Raw genomic sequence first — 16498 nt, forward strand, 5'->3', positions numbered from 1 at the left:
GGCTGCGCAGGTGCAGACTGCAGCAGCGGTTGGGATGAGCGGCGGAGCGCTGGTGATGGCTCGTCTGCTCGCGCAGCCCGCCGGTGAAGCAGCCCGTGGGGTGAGTGTGATCACCACGGCCACCCCCGAGGGCGCCGGAGGGGCGAGAAGCGAGTTGCTCTGGGCGTTTCTCGGCTACGACGAGGAGGTGCAGGAGCGGCTTGTGACGGCGATGAAGGACCTGCGGGAGGGCGCGCGCCCCGGCGCGGATGCTCGGAGTTTCCAGGGGATCGATGTTGTACGGCGGAGCCTCGGGGGCGGTACGCCCGGGAGCATCTGGACGGGAAGCGGAGGGCGAGGACCCGGGGTGGTTCGTCAGGAAGAGGGATCGGGCCGGGTGCGGTGGTACGGCGGGATGCCCCGGGTGTCGGCAGAAGGGACGCGGCAGCAGGAGCGTGGAGTGGGGCCCGGGGGTGGTGTGATTCGCGGACCTCGACAGGTGTCGTCGGGCCCGGAGGTGGTTTCGGGGGTGATGATCCCGGGCGGGGGCGCGGGGAGGAGCGCTGTTCCCGGCAATCCTGCCGGAGCTGTGTCGATGACCGGGACGATGCCGGGCGGATTGGGGGGCGGCGAGGAGCGTGGTTTTGCGCGAAGGGCCGGAGGCGCTCCTGCTCCGGGAACTCCTGCCGGAGCCGGGGCCGAAGCAGCTCCTGCCAGGGCTGGGAGGCGGGAGCCCGAAGAGGAGCGGATGGAACGGATCCGGCGCAACTACGAGACCGACAAGGCCGCCCTCGCCGGGGAAAGAGATGCCCAGCCTGCCCTGGCCCGCAGTGCCAGCCACGACGTTGGTGGAGCTGGGGGGAGTGGGGGAGCAGGAAGTGGTGGCGAGATCATGACATCCTCTGATGAGTTCCTGAGAGAAATACAGCGTCGGGCGATGGAGGACATGGTATGAGCCAGTCGGTCCATGAAGAGATCAGGGTGTATGTTGAGGCTATCCTGACCCTGCATCGAGAGACCAGAGAACTGGATGAGGATAGTGACACACACGGTCTCTTCAGAAAGAGAGATTATGGTGGAAGTCAGAGTGGTTGGGATGTGCGGGGACACAGAGGAAATGAGGATCGGGTGTTCCCGCTTGATATGACGACGAGGGAACAGTATGAGCGGCTGTTTGGGGTCGATCTGTCGATGGTACGGATTCATCTTGGACCCGATGCTGATGAAATTGCGCGTTCAAATGGAGCCTTGGCGGTGAGTGTCGGGTATGACCTGTATTTTTCGCAGGGAAGCTATGCCCCCGATAGTGAGGAAGGCCTGAAACTTCTCGCGCATGAACTTGCCCACGTTGTTCAGTTTCAGCGCGGGAACAGACTGGTGTATGCCGAGGAAATCGAGCTGATGGAAGAATGCGCGCTGGCAATGGAGGCCTCGCTCTCCCGTGTGCGACTCCATGGAGTGCATGGACCAATTGTGGGTTCAGGCACGGAATCGGGGATTGATCCTGAAGGTCTGGAGGAAGCGCTCCGTGATGCCGGGCAGGAAGGATGCGTCGGAGGAAAACCGGAGGAAAAGAGTATGGCGGCCTTTCAGAACCGAAGTCGCGGGATAACCTACCGGGTCCAGCTCCCCAGTGGTCAGATGGTCTGCATGAGCCGAAAGGAATACCAGGCAGTAATGGATCGGGTTTCTGATGGTATCCGGGTCTGGCTGGAAGATGAACGACTTGCACGACCAGCCGAAGAGTATGAGCAACTTCTGCTCCGTTACTATAGCTGGCTGCAACGGGCCTGCGCCTGAGGGGGCGACAAATGAGTCACGAAACTGATTTTGATAAACTGGGTCGTTCCCTTCGGATAGTACAACTACTGAAACGATTTAACAGTGTGGCCCGAAGAGTAGAGCTTGCCGGACGCGCGCATGGAGGGTATGCGACCAGCCACGGGAATGATCTTGATGATGCTGAGGCTTTAATCAACTTCCACAGTAACGGGGTGGAGAGCGAAACCCGGAGATATGAGCTGGTGCGAAGGCTGTATGATGGCGATGGGGAAGATCTGAGGAAAACAGAGGAGCGGCTTGAAAAGGCATTGCAGGAGCTTGATGAGCCTATTGCAGATATTTTGTCGCACGAAGAGTTTGCCCGAAAAGAGCAGGAACGGTGGACGGCCAGACAGAGAGAGGCCCAGAATGTACAAAGCCGGTTTGATCAGCTGGTAGAGACGGTGAGTCAGCGCAGTGCCGAAGCCTTTCAGCCGGGGTTTCAGTGGTTTGGGGTGGAAAGCGGTAACACGGCTGATATCTGGAACAGCTCAGGCTATTATTACAAGGTGGTTCGGGAACGGTTCAGCGTGGATGCAGCGGGAAATGAAGAGGTGCTGTATCGGCATCGGGTGAACCGGAGTGAAGACCGAGGGGATTATGGCAACAGAACTGTGGCGTATCACGAGCGGTATGTGTTGTGGCGGCTGCCGCAGCGGAAGCTGTTGTCGCCGGATGCCCATTATCCGGGGGAGCAAATGGCGGTGGTTGAATTGCCGGTGGATAGCAGAGGCCATCATATCGTCGATCCCGGTTTGGTAACGGTGAGGGAATGGAACCGAGGGGAGGTTGTAGAGCCCGAAGGCGGAGAAGGTGCAGATTTCATCGGGCTGGTACGGGGATTGAAGGACTGGGAGCATCAGCGGCATGGTCTGAACCGGCAGTTACGGGAAGAACGACAGCGGGTAGAGCAAGAGAATGGGCGGCGACAGCAGGCTCGCCAGGAGTATCGAGAGCGCGTGAGGTACGATGAGTTGGAAGCGAAGGTTCGGCAGAGCGAGGGCGAGCTTATGCGGGTGAAGGGAGAGCGTTTGAGCGCCCGGGAGTCACGCAATGGGCTTGAAAGAATCTGGCGCGAATTATTGCTGCTGTTACCCACGCAGACCCAGCAGCGCTATAATCAGCAGCTTGCTGCCGAGCAGGACATGAAGGAACTGGTGAGGGAAGCACGGGGTGAGCTTGCGGCCCACGATGCGGAGCTTGCAACCATGCAGCCGATTGAGGGGCGTGTGGGGCAGATTGAACAGGAGATCGAGCGCATGAATACCGAGGTAGAACAGCGCATAGCCGCGATGAACCTGGATGTGCCGCTGCGGGCACTACAAGAGAATGGTGGAAGCTGGCAGGACATGGTGCGGGCAAGCTACTGCAACTTCCTGGTAGGCGCGGCGGTGGCTGAGCATACGAGGGATAATCCGAGGTTCTTTGATGAGCGTTTCGATAGCATTCAAATCCAGAATCCCCGGTTGAGATTCTCGATCAACGAGCAGGGAGAACGGGTGGTAACCGGAGAGCGCAGCGCGAACACTATGATACAGGCCCTGCGCGCAAACGCAGGAGGGAACAGGCCAGAAGCGGAGGCGCAGTGGCGAAAAATCAGAAATCCGCAGGCGGCACACGCGATTGTGAACACGATATCTGCACCGGTGATTGTAGGATGGGAGAATGAGGGCGTTGGTTCGGGACACGTAGCCGTACTGTATCCTGATCCGAATTATCTCCCTACCGCGTATGATGATTTTAATGAGCGGAACATGCGCATCTTCCAGGCCGGAGGATCCTCGGGAGCCACAACAGAGCTAACAATTGGTGGCGGGTTTGGACAACGAGAGCCGCTTGAGTACTTTGTGCTTGAGGCAGATTACCAGAAGTATCTGGATACTGTTTCGGAGAACCGATGATTTGTTTAAAAAAGTTTCGATTTCTGTTCTATGTCTTTTTGTTTTTTCCAGTACAGATTGAATCTCAAAATATTCCTTTCTCAATAGTAATTGATGATCCCGAAATACATCTGCTGAATGAACAGGATCGCGTTATATCCGGGACAGAAGATGTGATTAACTACATTGATTTTGTTGCCGGACAGGTAACAGAGGTGTATCGCGAACACTTCTACCACTACGACCTCGGCGTGCATGTTCTGTATAACAATGGTGCGTGGGTTGCATTCAATGAGTATCCGGTAGGTGAGGGACTCTTGTACTCACTTGAAAGCGGCCGGCGTGTTTCTGCCGGCGGAAACATGCCCGGGGTAATTATCGGAATGTCGAAAGATAGCAAATGGGTATTTGTTTTCAACGGATTTGGGTATGGGAATCCCTGGAGTATCTTTACCGGACGAATGTTACACACCGAGGCCTATGCCCCTGACGAACGCCCCGGGCGATTGTTCACCCTGTCTGCCGATGAGTTGCACGGAGACTACGAACCCGGGGAGCTGAGCTGGTATTTGCGCCGGTTGTATATGATCCGCTACATGTATGACACCCGATTTGTGATGACGGTGGCCATGGACGAGTCGGTAGATTTTCGTCCTACCGAGATTGGCGAGAGAGACGGATCACGAGTGTGGTATTCCCGCACGGAAAAGAACACCATGCTGCCCTTTCCGGTCGTGAATTACGAGGTGCTGCCCAGTTCTTTGTGGGTGCTGGATATGCCTGATGCGCTGCCACCAAACGATGAAGAAATCGGTGAATATACCATCACCCCGATACCCCTTGATCTGCGCGACTACGGCATTGACGGGGAGCTTGGGAGGGACGACCCGTTTCGCATTCAGGAACATCTGGGATACTCGGTCTACCTTGACCGTATTGCCTTTGCCGCCCGGATTATGTCGGATAATGGTAGAGCGTTTCGGGAGTATATCTTCCTGGTTCCTGAGGAAGGCGGAGCTCCCGAGGTGCTGGTAGAGATGGCCGAGGGGTATACCCTTGAGGACATGCTGTTCAGCCCCGATGGCCGGGAACTTGCCCTGCAGGTAGCTGATGAGGTGTATATCATCAGCGGGTTTGAGGCCTCTCGATAAGGTCAAGGTGCTTCCCCCGCCAGGGGGCGGAGCGGAAATCCCGCAGGGCCTGGCGGTGACCGCCGGCGAGGGGCAGTGAGCCGGAAGCGGGCACCGCGCGAGAGTGAAGCCTGTGCAGGCCAGGAGGTTCGTTGGGCGAGGAGTGAGCGGGCCCGAGGAATTGCAGCGGAGCACCCGGATGCGGCAGCGTGCTGCCGCAGGGCGGCCGAAGATCCTGGAGAGGATACAATGTACCGCCGATGCCCTATCCCCGATAGACATTTTACAGATCTCTTGATAGTACAGGGGCATGGTTTCTTTACGCAGGTTTTTCAGCGGCTCCAGGAGCGTTCCGGGCCTCTGTGGTGCCGGGGCGCCCCCGCTCTTTTCGGGAGGAATTTTCCGGATCCTCGTGTGCGCCCTCCTCTTTGCTCTTGCGAGCGGCCTCCTCCCGGCAGGGGAAACCGGGAAAAGCCCGACGCCGGGCGAGGTCGAAGCAGCAGCCGATCTTTTGCGGGAGCAGAGCTCCCCCCGGGAACACAGCGCTGCCGAGCGTTTTTCCGTTCCCCCTCCATTTGTGGAATACGCCCCGGTCGTGGCGATCATGGATTATACCACGGGAACGATCCTCTACGAACGGGGTATCGATGCGGAGTGGGTCCCTGCCTCGGTGACAAAACTGGTCACGGTCTATACGGCCCTGGAGGCGTCGCGGGATGACCGCTTCCCCCTGGAGGAGGCCCTGCCGGTCCACCCCGAAGCCTACGCCCGGGCTATGCCCCCCCGCAGTTCTCTCATGTTTCTTGGTCCCGATCAGCTGGTAAACGGTTGGGACCTTCTGCGGGGTCTGGCAGTTTCCAGCGGAAACGATGCAGCTGTGGAGGTGGCCCTCCGTGTGGCCGGCTCGGTGAGCTCCTTTGCCGGCGAGATGAACCGGAGTGTCCATTCCCTGGGGTTGAAGAGCCTCTATTTTGAGGAGCCCTCGGGGCTCAGTCCCGGAAACAGGATCACCGCCCGGGAAATAGCGCTGTTTACCCGGGTGTTTATCGAGCGCTGGCCCGAATCGCTGCCAAAACTCTTTTCCCTGCAGTCCTTTGCCTATCCCGAGGCCCGGCATTTTCCTGGGGGGCGGCTACAGGGGAATACCATCATCCAGTACAACCGGAACACCCTCTTGCGGGACTACCCCGGGGTAGATGGGATGAAGACGGGCTACACCAGCGCTGCCGGCTACAACGTGGTTGCCACGGCGCGGCGTGGCGATCAGCGACTGATCGCTGTGGTGCTTGGTGTTGCGGGGCCCACTCACCTCGAGGGAGGCAGACGCCGGTCCCAGGATGCAATCAGCCTCTTTGACTGGGCCTTCTCCTCTTTTCAGACCGTTCCCCTGGCTCTTCCTCCCCCTCAGGATATTCCCGTCTGGGGCGGGCGTGAGCGCTTTGGTACGGTGGCAGCCGAGCAGAATCTCTCTGTTGTGATCCCCGCCGGGACAGAGAGCCTGCTTCGGGGAGAAGTAGAGATGCCCGACAGTGTCTGGGCACCCCGGGAGCGGACATCGCCGGCGGGGAAGGTGCGGTATTTTCTGGGTGAGGAACCACTCCTGGAAGTCCCTCTGTGGTTTGCACAGCCCCTGGAGGCGGGAGGGTTTCTGCGCCGGAGCTGGGACCGCCTGAGGTGGTGGTTTTCCCGCCTTGCCCTGAGCCTTGTCGCATGAAGAGGGGCGCAGGGCGGGAAAGCAGCGTCCGGATCAGCCCGGGCTGATCTCCCGGGGGGCGCTAGGACTCGTGTTCCCCGGGGTTTTCCAGGGAGCTGGAACGTCGGCTCTCGCTGAGGCTCCCGCGAAGGTCGAAGAGGCTGGCAAAACCCTTGCGTCGCATCCACCGGAGCAGGGCCTCCTGGTAATCTTTTGCCCAGGAACCCGCTTCGGTCTCTTTCCCTGCACCGACGGGAATTGTTCCCAGAGTTGCCCCGGCCAGGATGCTCTCGGCCAGACTGTCGGGCTGTCCCAGGGGGAGGCGTGCGGCGATGTGCGGGGCAACCCGACGGTAGAGGAGCTGGATCGACGAGAGGACCGTGACAAACTCTGCGTCGGACCGCCGGTCCTGAATAGCCCGGGAATCGGTGGAGATCGTCTCGATATCGATGGCGGTCAGGGCGGCAGAGCTTTTCAGGAAGATCCCCTTCACCGAGCTTTCACCCAGGGTATGAACCAGAGCCTGCATACCGTAGGGTGCAGCGGGAAGCTGGACGGTGACGGGGATGTTTGTTTTGGGGGCTACTGCGGCGCTTGTCCGAAGGATCTCCTTCTCCAGCCGATCGGAGCGCATGGCCCGGCAACGCTCTTCCCGGAGCGGCATGAGGATAACGGCACCGGCTCCGGCCTTCTCCATGGCCCGGGTCGTGTTGAGCCACTCACCCCTTCGGCCGCATTGCAGGGGTGTGATGATCGGTATCTCCGTCAGGTCCGTGAGCTTCTCCACGTGCTCCAGATAGGAGTTATAGTTCAACCGTCGACGGATCTTTTCGCTGTCCCGAATCGCTCCGTCGGTCTGGTTGTTCCCGGTTATTTCCTGATCGTTCTCGCTCCAGGAGAGCCAATCCTCGTCCAGAGGAGGAAGCACCACGGCGCCTGCGCCCACGGTGTTCAGGTTGTCAACGATTTCCGGTGGAGGAAGTGTGTCAAGAAACTCGACGATCACCGGACTCTTCAGGGAGAGGCCTGCATAGGTTACGTTCAGGTCTATCATCGTGGCCAGAGTATAGAAGGGCTTGGCCCCTTAGGCAAGGAGCGAAATGCTGCCGAAGCGGAATGCTGCCGGAGCGGGAAGAGTTCCTACCAGGATCGGGCCAGGGCGTTATAGATTCGTCGTGGCACCAGCCTGGCGAGCGCCAGAATCAGGCGGTTGGAGAAACCTGGAACGTATACGGGCGATCGCCCCGTGATCCCCGGGGCGGGTCTCCACAGGCGGCGGAGAGATCGTTTCGCCACATCCCGGGGGTCCATCCATCGAATCAGCCCCCGGTTCTGGAGCCGTTGAGGGTCCCACCCCAGATGATCGTGAAAACCCGTGCGGGTGAACCCGGGACACAAAACCTGAAGGGCGATCCCCCGCCGTGAAAGTTCGGGGAACAGCGCCCTTCCCAGGGAGACGATAAACGCCTTGGTGGCAGTGTACAGGGCCGGTCCCGGTGCCGGAAGAAAGGCTGCTGCCGATGAGACCAGGATAATCCCGGGGGGTGCTGATGAACTCCGCCGGGGCCTGTCCGGGCAGAGCAGGGGAACGACCTGATTCACCAGGAGAGCTGTGGACTGAACGTGAAGCTCCCCCAGGGCCAGGACTTCTTCCGGTGATGCCTGCAGGAACGGCCGGTCCAGGCCATAGCCGGCGTTATGAATGACCAGTTCCAGCCCCGGGGTCTCCTTGAGTGCCTCCAGAAGGTGCTGGCGGTCCTGAGGGTCCCGGAGATCTCCCGGGACAAGCCGCAGGGGAGGGCCCCCAGGGAGTTCTCCCGCGAGCTTCTCCAGCAGGTGTTCCCGTCGTCCCGTCAGAATGAGTCCCCATCCCCGGTCGGAGAGCTCCCGGGCAAAGGCTTCGCCAATTCCACTGGTGGCACCGGTGATGCAGGCAATCCGGTGAAGAGGAATATCCGTTCCCATGTAAACGCTCCTTTCCGGGAAAACCGTGATCCGCCGGGGGGGCTGTCCCGCCGGAGAGATGTTATCCCGCCGGTAAAATCCTGTCCCGCCGGCAAGATCCTGTCCCGCCGGGGGATCTTGCCCCAGCAGGAGGAGGCTGTCAATCACGAACCGGTCTGGTGTATTCCGTCTTTCGGGAATATAATGGTCCGGTGATATACTTCCCGGGAAAAATGGCATTCCCGGAGAGAATGAAAGTTCCGGGGAAATGCCGGGGAACGATAACATGAACATCAGGAGGAACACATGCGCATCGACGATGAATCGGTCTTCTACTCCTTTCACAGCGGTCTGACACCGGTGGCTACCGTGGAAAGCGGTGCCGAGATCCGGATGGTTACACAAGACTGCTTTTCCAACCAGATATCCCGTCCCCAGGACTTTACAGGCCTCGACTGGGGCCGTGTAAACCCCGCCACGGGCCCGGTGGCGCTTCGCGGAGCCCGGCCGGGAGATGTCCTGAAAGTTGATATCCTGGAAATCGATATCGCAAATTCGGGGGTCGTCTGCGTGGTCCCCGGGGCAGGCGTCCTGGGTGACAGGATCGAGGCCGCCCATGTCAAAGTGCTTCCCCTGGACGACCGGGTTCACTTCAACGATCACATCGCTCTGCCCCTGAACAAGATGATCGGGGTCATTGGCGTAGCTCCCCGGGACGAGGCCGTTCCCAACGGAGTTCCCGGAGATCACGGTGGAAACATGGACAATCGCGTCATTCGCGAGGGGGCAACGCTCTATCTCCCGATCTTCCACGAGGGAGCCCTCTTTGGTGCCGGTGACGTCCACGGTGCCATGGGCGATGGGGAGATCGGTGTGAGCGGTCTGGAGGTGGCCGCTGAACTCACGCTTCGCCTCTCGCTGATTCCCCAGTCGGCCTCGACGTTCCTCCCCCTGGAGCATCCCCTGCTGGAGGATGACCACGATTTCTACTCCATTGTCTCGGGGGAAACCCTGGACGCAGCAACACACCGGGCAGTAGCAACCATGGCGAACCTCATCCAGCACAAGACCGGGCTCTCCCTGGCGGACTCCACCATGCTTATGAGCCTGGCTGGCCACACCGAGATCGCCCAGGTCGTGGATCCCCAGGTGACAGTCCGTTATCGCATGCCCAAAGCGGTGGTGGCAGAGTATTTTACGAGCCTTTTCTAGGCGCTGCCGATCCAGACGCTGCGAATAGCGATAGCGATCAGGGGCAGGCGCTCTGCCTGACCCTGATCTCGCACCCCGCCACCCCTCCTCCTCAAATACTCCGAGGTTCTTCAGAAACAGGAAGAAATCTGGCCTGACCGCTGGAAATTCATGATAGTATTTGTAATATTATAACCTGACCTCACAGGAAGAAGAGTCACAGGAAAAAAATCACAGGAAGAAGAATCGCAGGAAGGGGAGAAGGATGGAAGAAAGAAAGCGGATAGTAATTCTCGGGGGAGGCTACGGGGGCATCCAGGTAGCAAAAAAACTGCTGAAGCGCTTTTCCCGGAACCCCTCGGTAGAAATTACCCTGATCGACAAGAACCCCTACCACACCCTCATGACCGAACTCCACGAGGTCGCCGGTTCGCGAACCGGCCCCGAGGCTGTTCAGGTAAGCTTCAGAAAAATCTTTGGGGCCTCACCGCTCCAGGTAGTGGTGGACGAGATAACCGGCATCGATACGGAGGGACGGACTCTTCTCTCCTCCACGGCGCGATACTCCTACGATTTTCTGGTGATCGGCTCCGGTGGAGCACCGGAGTTCTTCGACATCCCCGGGGTACAGGAACACAGCTTTACCCTCTGGTCCCTGGAAGATGCCCTTCGGATTCGGGGGCACGTGGAGCGCCAGTTCCGCGAGGCGGCAAAAGAACCGGACCCCGATAAACGGAGGCAGATGCTGACCTTCGTCATCGCCGGAGCCGGTTTCACCGGCGTGGAACTGGCAGGGGAGTTGCTGGAGCGCACAAAGGAACTGTGCCCGGCCTGGCACATCGACGAAGGGGAAGTGAGAGTCGTGCTGGTGGAAGCCCAGGAGACGATCCTCCCCATTCTCCCGGAAAAATTGCAGAAAAAGGCAGAAAAACGTCTCCGTTCAATGGGAGGGGAAATTCTCCTGAAGGCTCCTGTCACCGCTGCCGGGGAGGGGACCGTTTCTGCGGGCGAACAGACCATCCACACCGACACGTTCATCTGGACCGCCGGAGTGCACGGCGGCGAGCTGAGTAACCGCCTGGATCTTACAAAGGGTCATACCGCCCGGGGGGAATGCTCTGTTGCCTCCGTGGAGGGTATCCACGGCATGGCGGGGTGCCGGTTCGACGAGTCCGAGCGCTACGTGGTAGGGCAGCGTGGTCGCCTCCTGGTGAATGATTACATGCAGTCCGTGGACCGGAAAGAGATATACCTGGTGGGTGACGTACTCTGGTACGTTGAGGGCGATCACGTGGTCCCCCAGATCGTGGAGACGGCGTTGCAGACGGCCGATACAGCAGCCCACAACATCATCGCCGAAATCGAGGGGACAGAGCTTCGGCCCTTCCGCTCGGCCTACCACGGCTTTATGGTCTCCGTAGGAAGCAAGTGGGGAGTAGCCGAAGTACTGGGGGTATCCATGGCCGGGTTCTGGGCGCTGGCAATGAAGCACCTGGTGAACCTGCACTACCTCTTCGGCCTGGCCGGGGTAAACGCCTGCTGGGAATACATCAGCGGCCAGTTCCTCACCGTAAAGGGAGACCGCTCCCTCTTCCGGGGACACCTCTCCTGGAAGGTGCCTGTCTACTGGACCGTTCCGTTGCGCCTCTTCCTGGGCGGGAAATGGCTCCACGAGGGGATCAAGCATATTCGCGAGGGGTGGCTCTATCCCGGCTACGACGGCATTCTGAAGGTATGGCCCGAATCGATCCATCTCCCCGGCGTCTCCTTTGGCCCCGCCGATGCAGTCTCGGCTGCAACCGAGGGAGCCGATGCCTACGGACAGCCCCTGATTGAGGCCCTGGCTCCCTACACCTGGTTCGCAGAAAACATTCTCTCCGCCTATCCCGTACTGGCCTTTCTCCTCCAGGCAGCGGTCGTTATCGGGCAGATCGGAATCGGCCTGGCCCTCATCGCGGGATGTTTTACCTTCCTGGCTGCGGGGGTCTCCATCGTCTTCAGCCTCATGTTCATCAGCTCGGGCTGGGGCAATCCGGAACTTCTCTGGTATATGGCCGCGTCCCTGGTGATGCTCGGAGGTGGCGGGCGAGGGTTCGGTCTGGACCATTACCTCATGCCCTGGCTCAAGCGATGGTGGAACAAGCGAAAAATCGCGCACAAGACCTACCTCTACATAGGAGAACCACGAGATTGAGTTTCTGGGCAGGGTACCCCGAAGTTCAGCGCGAGTTGACGCGCGTTCAGCACCTCCTGCAACTGGAGACCGCAGGCCCCGGGGGGATCATCTCCCGGGCCCTTCAGGATCTCTCCGGGAGAGACGCCAAACTGCTGAGGCCCGGCTTTGTAATTCTGGCCGCCAGAATCGGCAACGGCGGTAAGGACCTGACCGAGGGATCTATAGAGCGGGCTGCTGCGATCGAGATGCTCCATCTGGCATCGCTCATCCACGACGACATCGTGGACGGTGCCAGGACTCGCCGGGGGGGGNATTCCCTCCACATCACCCTGGGAACCAGGAGAGCCGTCCTCGCAGGGGATTATCTCTTTGCACGGAGTTTTGCGCTCTTTGCAAAATCGGGTGGTCAGGAGGGGCTCGAGCTACTCACTCCCTCGGTGGCCCGCCTGGTCTCGTCGGTCATCGACGAATCGTCGGGCCTGGATGACCCGAAAAATTCCCCCCTGCCGGGGGACCGTCCCCGCTTTGATCTGACCCCGCGCAGGTATCTGCACCGCATTGTGGGAAAGACAGCACTTCTCTTCGCCTTGAGCTTTCACGCCGGGGCCCTGGAGGGAGGGCCGCCCCCGGAGGAACTGACAGAACCCTTGCGGCGCCTGGGATACAATCTCGGCGTAGGATTCCAGATTATCGACGACCTCCTGGATATCACGGGAGATCCCCGGAAGACGGGCAAGCCCGGGGGAACCGACCTCAGGGCCGGTGTCGTGACCCTGCCACTCATTCTGGCGATGCAGCGCGATTCCGGGGGTATCCTGCCAGAGCTCGCCAACCAGGTGCGGCACGCCCGATGGCGCACGACCAGGGCCCGCGCCCTCGAGAAGATCCACCACCGGCTCGAGCGATGCGGAGCCCTCGGGGAGACCAGGTCTCTGGCAGAGCGCTATACCCGCCGGGCAGAGCGGGAAATCCTGCGTCTTCCCCCGGGAACCGATCGGGATATCCTTCAGGAAACCACGGCGCGACTCCTGCGCAGAAGCGCCTAGGCACAAGCAGGACACCCNCCCGAGGGAGGGTCCTGCAAAAGTCCTGCAAAAAGCGCGCTCCCTCGGCCTGCCTGTGGGGCCGTCAGAGCAAGCCCNCCCAGGGCCNNCTCTCCAGAACCGCCAGCCCCAGGGGCAACGCCATACTTACCGAGAAGAGCAGAAAAGCNGCCGAGATCCGCTGCATGGAAGAGCTCTTTGTCTCGTGAGAGAAGCCCTGGCGGTGCATGGCCAGGTAGAGAGGAAGAGAAAGAACAAGAAAAAGCGGAGCCGTAACCTGGGCACCGCCGTGGAGGAACCCCGCCGCCCCCAGGGTAAAGAGAGAAGCGTAGGCGAGGAATCCCTGGATGTAGACCAGAGATTCACCGACCCGCCTCCCCGTGATTATCGAGAGCGTTCTTCGTCCGGCCAGGGTGTCTCCGGCAATATCGCAGGTATTGTTTACCGTCAGGATAGAGGCGATAAAAAGCCCCGAAGGAATACCCAGAAGCAGTTCCCCGGGAGCGATCGCGCCGTTATGAACAAAAATTGTGAGGCACAGCAAAAACCACCCCAAAAACCCCCCTGCAAAAAACTCCCCCCAGGGAGTCCGCGAGATAGGATGGGNCCCCCCGTTGTAGAAAAACCCCACGGCCAGGCAGAGAGCTCCCGCAGGCGCAATCAGAGGGTGCACCAGGACTGCAAGAAAGAGACCCAGAATGATCGCGACCCCGTAGAGAAGAACCGCCACGATCAGGGCGATTCCCGGTGCTACCCGTTGGTGGACCAGAACCTTGTCGGCTTCCCGGTTTGTCTGCTGCCGATCAACACCGGTCCAGTAGTCAAAGAACGTATTGAACGCCGTAGTTCCCATGTCCACGGCAAGAACCGCCACGATCATAACCCCGGTACGCCCCGGGAAAAACCTTCCCGACGAGGCAAGGGCGGCAAGGATTCCCAGAGNAAGGGAAGAGATACTCACAATCTTGGTTCTCAGCTCCACGATTCGGGCGAACTGGTACAGCGTCACTCCTTCNCCTCCCTTTTTGGCACGCTCCCTGAAGAGTACCCGATAATCCGGGGGAATACCAGAGTAAAANCCTTCTCTTTTNNCCTCATTGTGTAGTAATATAGTCATGTAATGATGAACGGTNCGTACAAAGGAGNGTAGATGATGAATACGAAAACGATCACTGGCGGTTTCGCGCTTCTGGCTGGAGCGNTGGTNTTGCTGGCCGGGTGTGGCGCTCCCCCGCCTCCTGCGGGATTTGCCCCGGGGCAACGCTCCGAGGCCTATGCCTATGTGCACGGAGGATACGTGGGGATGGCCCTGGTCACCACGGGAGATGACGGACGCCTCTCGACCCACGTGGACGAGGCGTTTCTCCCCCATACGCTGGCCATNGTCGACATCGACTCCAGCGAGTGGACCCGGGAAAACACAGAGTCCTATCAGGTGCGGGGAAACGAAATCTTTGTCGCCCGCCACGTCTCCTACCAGGGAAAACCCTACACGGCGGTCTCCGTAGGGACGGCCCTGGCCTACGTTGCCGCCGATGATCAGGGCAACCCCGTCGGGAACGCTCTTCTGGATCTGGAGATTCTGAGGAATCAGGAGACCATGGCCCAGTGGTTTCACGGAATTCAGGAGGGAGCCTTCGCAGTCCACCAGAGTTTCGGCGGAGACCCTCTCCCGGTTACATCCACCGTCTACGGTGGCGTCACCAAACGGGACTCCACCTACTGGAGCAGCGGGGGAAGCGGACTCGGCTGGGAAGCGAACATGAACGCAATTCAGGACGCCGCCGAGCGCATCGGCTCCGGATTCCAGCTCGACGAGATCACCCGTGGAAACGATGATCGCTGGCGCCTGGCCGACGTGGTAACCCGTGCAACCGCCTCGGATTTCAAGGACTACTTCGGCCTGATCCAGGCAGCGGTGGGACGACTCAAGATGAAGTAGCGCTGGCGCGCTCCGATCCGGCCCTGGACAGTTCCTGCCTTCAGGGCCGGAGAAAGAGCCGTCAGGTCAGGTGGCGAAGAAGCGCTTCCCGCCAGGCCCGATACCGCCCGTGAAGCTCNGGCGCCTGCCGGGGCAGAAAATGAACCGCCGAGCCCGATGCGGCCTGCCAGGATTCTTCCGTAGCACCTTCTTCGCAACTGCGCAGGAGATAGCACAGCCCCCGAGCCGTAGCCTCGCTGTAGGCCGGACGAATCACCTCGCATTCTGTCAGCGACGCCAGGCGCTGACAGAGGGCATCGCTCTTTGCCAGGCCCCCGGTCATGATGATTCGCTTCACGGGTTCACCCTTTTCCTGCAGAACCCGGCGATTCTCCTCCAGCAGAAAGATCACACTCTCGGCCACTGCCGTGGCACGCTCCCCCAGAGAGGNCCCGGAGGAACTCTCNCCCACGTAACCCGAGGGGAAATCGGGAATCCAGTAGGGAGCCGCCAGCCCGGAAACCCCATTGAGGAAAAGCGGAGGGCTTTGGGACTCCTCGAGCCAGCCATTGAGATAGCGGGACCAGTTGGGTTCCTCCCCCCCTATCCACTCTACCAGCGCTCCAGCTGCTCCGTTGATCGTCCCCTCCAGAACCCGGACCCCATCGTCTCCATCGTCCCAGACAACGCTCTGCAGAAGAGGAGCCGAATCATCGTGGCTGGCGCGGGTAGGTTTCTGGATAAACGCCCCGGTGCCGATATTCACGTAGACCGCCTCTTCATCGAGCATCCCCGCCGCGAAAACCGCTGCCGACTGATCACCGGTGCAGACCGTCACGGGGATAATCTGGCCTCCCAACGCTATCGTGCCGTAGGCGTGNCTGCTCGGCACCGATTCGGGAAGCACCNTCCGGGGTATCCCGAAAAGCTCCAGAAGATCATCTGACCAGTTCTTGCTGTGAACATCCCAAAGCAACGTCCGCGACGCATTGGCAGGATCGGCCAGGGCCGGCCCTTCCCGAAGAGACCGGGCCAGGAGAAAACTCGCCAGGGGGCCACAACAGAGCGTCCCCGCCCGGGCCGCCGCCCTGACAGCGTCGTGGTTCTCCAGAAACCACCGCAACTTGTTCGCTCCGTAGTGGGGGGACACGCGGAGACCGGTAATACGGGGAATCTCCCGCGACGCCTCCTGGGGAAGCCTCTCCAGATGTTCGGCATCGCGACGATCCTGCCACGAGGCGATCGGAGCCAGGGCCGCCCCCGAAGCGCGGTCCCAGAACGCTACACTCGAGCGCTGCGTGGCAAAGCCGGCAGCCCGTACCGGAGGGATCTGGTGGCCGAGCTTTTCGGCAAGCCCCGCGAGCGCCTCCTCAACAGACCGGGCCATCTCCTCGGGATCGTGCTCGACCCGGTCCGGTGCGGGATGGCTGGTCGTGATGGGTGCACTGAACTCCTCCAGAGCGGTCCCGCAGGCATCAAAGAGAATCGCCCTGGTGGCCTGTCCCCCCTGATCTATCGCAAGATAATGCTGTGCCTGATTATCGTCATTCATGGTCAGTGCTCCTCGGCTGGTTTCAAGAAATCCCCCGGATCGCTGAAGATATGGACGCTACCCGGGCCTCAGGGATGAAACCAGTTAAACACTCCTCCCTGCTGCGGTCAAGAAAAAGTTTTCCTCAAAAAATCCCCATAAACCGGAGGAGCACAATATGGGCGCATC

The 16498-nt window shown here is 60.1% G+C and carries 11 protein-coding genes and 1 pseudogene; 8 read left to right on the plus strand and 4 right to left on the minus strand.

Annotation, left to right across the window (positions count from 1 at the left end; translation table 11 throughout):
• The 5 genes and pseudogenes from B071_RS0111295 to B071_RS17300 form a co-directional block, all read left to right on the plus strand.
• A pseudogene (locus tag B071_RS0111295) lies at nucleotides 1–934 on the plus strand (hypothetical protein); the annotation flags it as partial.
• Nucleotides 931–1779 (plus strand): eCIS core domain-containing protein, encoded by an 849-nt coding sequence (locus B071_RS0111300; RefSeq protein WP_018527191.1) that lies wholly within the window; start codon nucleotides 931–933, stop codon nucleotides 1777–1779. The pseudogene B071_RS0111295 and the gene B071_RS0111300, both read left to right, overlap by 4 nt.
• A gap of 11 nt (nucleotides 1780–1790) precedes the next feature.
• A complete protein-coding gene (locus B071_RS0111305) occupies nucleotides 1791–3701 on the plus strand; it encodes a coiled-coil domain-containing protein (RefSeq protein ID WP_018527192.1) in 1911 nt (636 codons plus the stop codon).
• Nucleotides 3698–4831, plus strand: a complete 1134-nt coding sequence (locus B071_RS0111310) for a hypothetical protein (protein ID WP_018527193.1) — start codon at nucleotides 3698–3700, stop codon at nucleotides 4829–4831. The genes B071_RS0111305 and B071_RS0111310 overlap by 4 nt, the downstream gene beginning before the upstream one ends.
• A gap of 289 nt (nucleotides 4832–5120) precedes the next feature.
• Nucleotides 5121–6524, plus strand: coding sequence for a D-alanyl-D-alanine carboxypeptidase family protein (locus tag B071_RS17300; RefSeq protein ID WP_018527194.1), 1404 nt, complete (start codon nucleotides 5121–5123; stop codon nucleotides 6522–6524).
• 61 nt (nucleotides 6525–6585) lie between these two features.
• On the opposite strand, the gene B071_RS0111320 is transcribed toward B071_RS17300, so the two are convergent.
• Both B071_RS0111320 and B071_RS0111325 read right to left on the minus strand, forming a co-directional pair.
• The gene (locus B071_RS0111320; protein WP_018527195.1) at nucleotides 6586–7557 is read right to left on the minus strand and encodes a beta/alpha barrel domain-containing protein; all 972 of its coding nucleotides are present in this window, start codon (nucleotides 7555–7557) and stop codon (nucleotides 6586–6588) included.
• 86 nt (nucleotides 7558–7643) lie between these two features.
• Nucleotides 7644–8468 (minus strand): SDR family NAD(P)-dependent oxidoreductase, encoded by an 825-nt coding sequence (locus tag B071_RS0111325; RefSeq protein WP_157703197.1) that lies wholly within the window; start codon nucleotides 8466–8468, stop codon nucleotides 7644–7646.
• 285 nt (nucleotides 8469–8753) lie between these two features.
• Here B071_RS0111325 and B071_RS0111330 point away from each other — a divergent pair, with 285 nt between their 5' ends.
• The 3 genes from B071_RS0111330 (at nucleotide 8754) to B071_RS0111340 (ending at nucleotide 12860) form a co-directional block, all read left to right on the plus strand.
• Nucleotides 8754–9659, plus strand: coding sequence for an acetamidase/formamidase family protein (locus tag B071_RS0111330; protein WP_018527197.1), 906 nt, complete (start codon nucleotides 8754–8756; stop codon nucleotides 9657–9659).
• 244 nt (nucleotides 9660–9903) lie between these two features.
• Nucleotides 9904–11832 (plus strand): NAD(P)/FAD-dependent oxidoreductase, encoded by a 1929-nt coding sequence (locus tag B071_RS0111335; protein ID WP_018527198.1) that lies wholly within the window; start codon nucleotides 9904–9906, stop codon nucleotides 11830–11832.
• A complete protein-coding gene (locus B071_RS0111340; RefSeq protein ID WP_083914924.1) occupies nucleotides 11769–12860 on the plus strand; it encodes a polyprenyl synthetase family protein in 1092 nt (363 codons plus the stop codon). The genes B071_RS0111335 and B071_RS0111340 overlap by 64 nt, the downstream gene beginning before the upstream one ends.
• 82 nt (nucleotides 12861–12942) lie before the next feature.
• Here B071_RS0111340 and B071_RS0111345 read toward each other — a convergent pair whose 3' ends face one another.
• Entirely contained in the window at nucleotides 12943–14229 is a 1287-nt protein-coding gene (locus B071_RS0111345; protein WP_438829693.1) for a prenyltransferase, read from the minus strand.
• A 631-nt stretch (nucleotides 14230–14860) separates the two neighbouring features.
• Nucleotides 14861–16330 carry an FGGY family carbohydrate kinase gene (locus B071_RS0111355; protein ID WP_018527202.1) on the minus strand — a complete coding sequence of 490 codons (1470 nt, stop codon included), beginning with the start codon at nucleotides 16328–16330 and terminating at the stop codon, nucleotides 14861–14863.
• Nucleotides 16331–16498 lie beyond the last annotated feature (168 nt).

The organism is Alkalispirochaeta alkalica DSM 8900 (genome assembly GCF_000373545.1).
Lineage (GTDB): Bacteria > Spirochaetota > Spirochaetia > DSM-27196 > Alkalispirochaetaceae > Alkalispirochaeta > Alkalispirochaeta alkalica.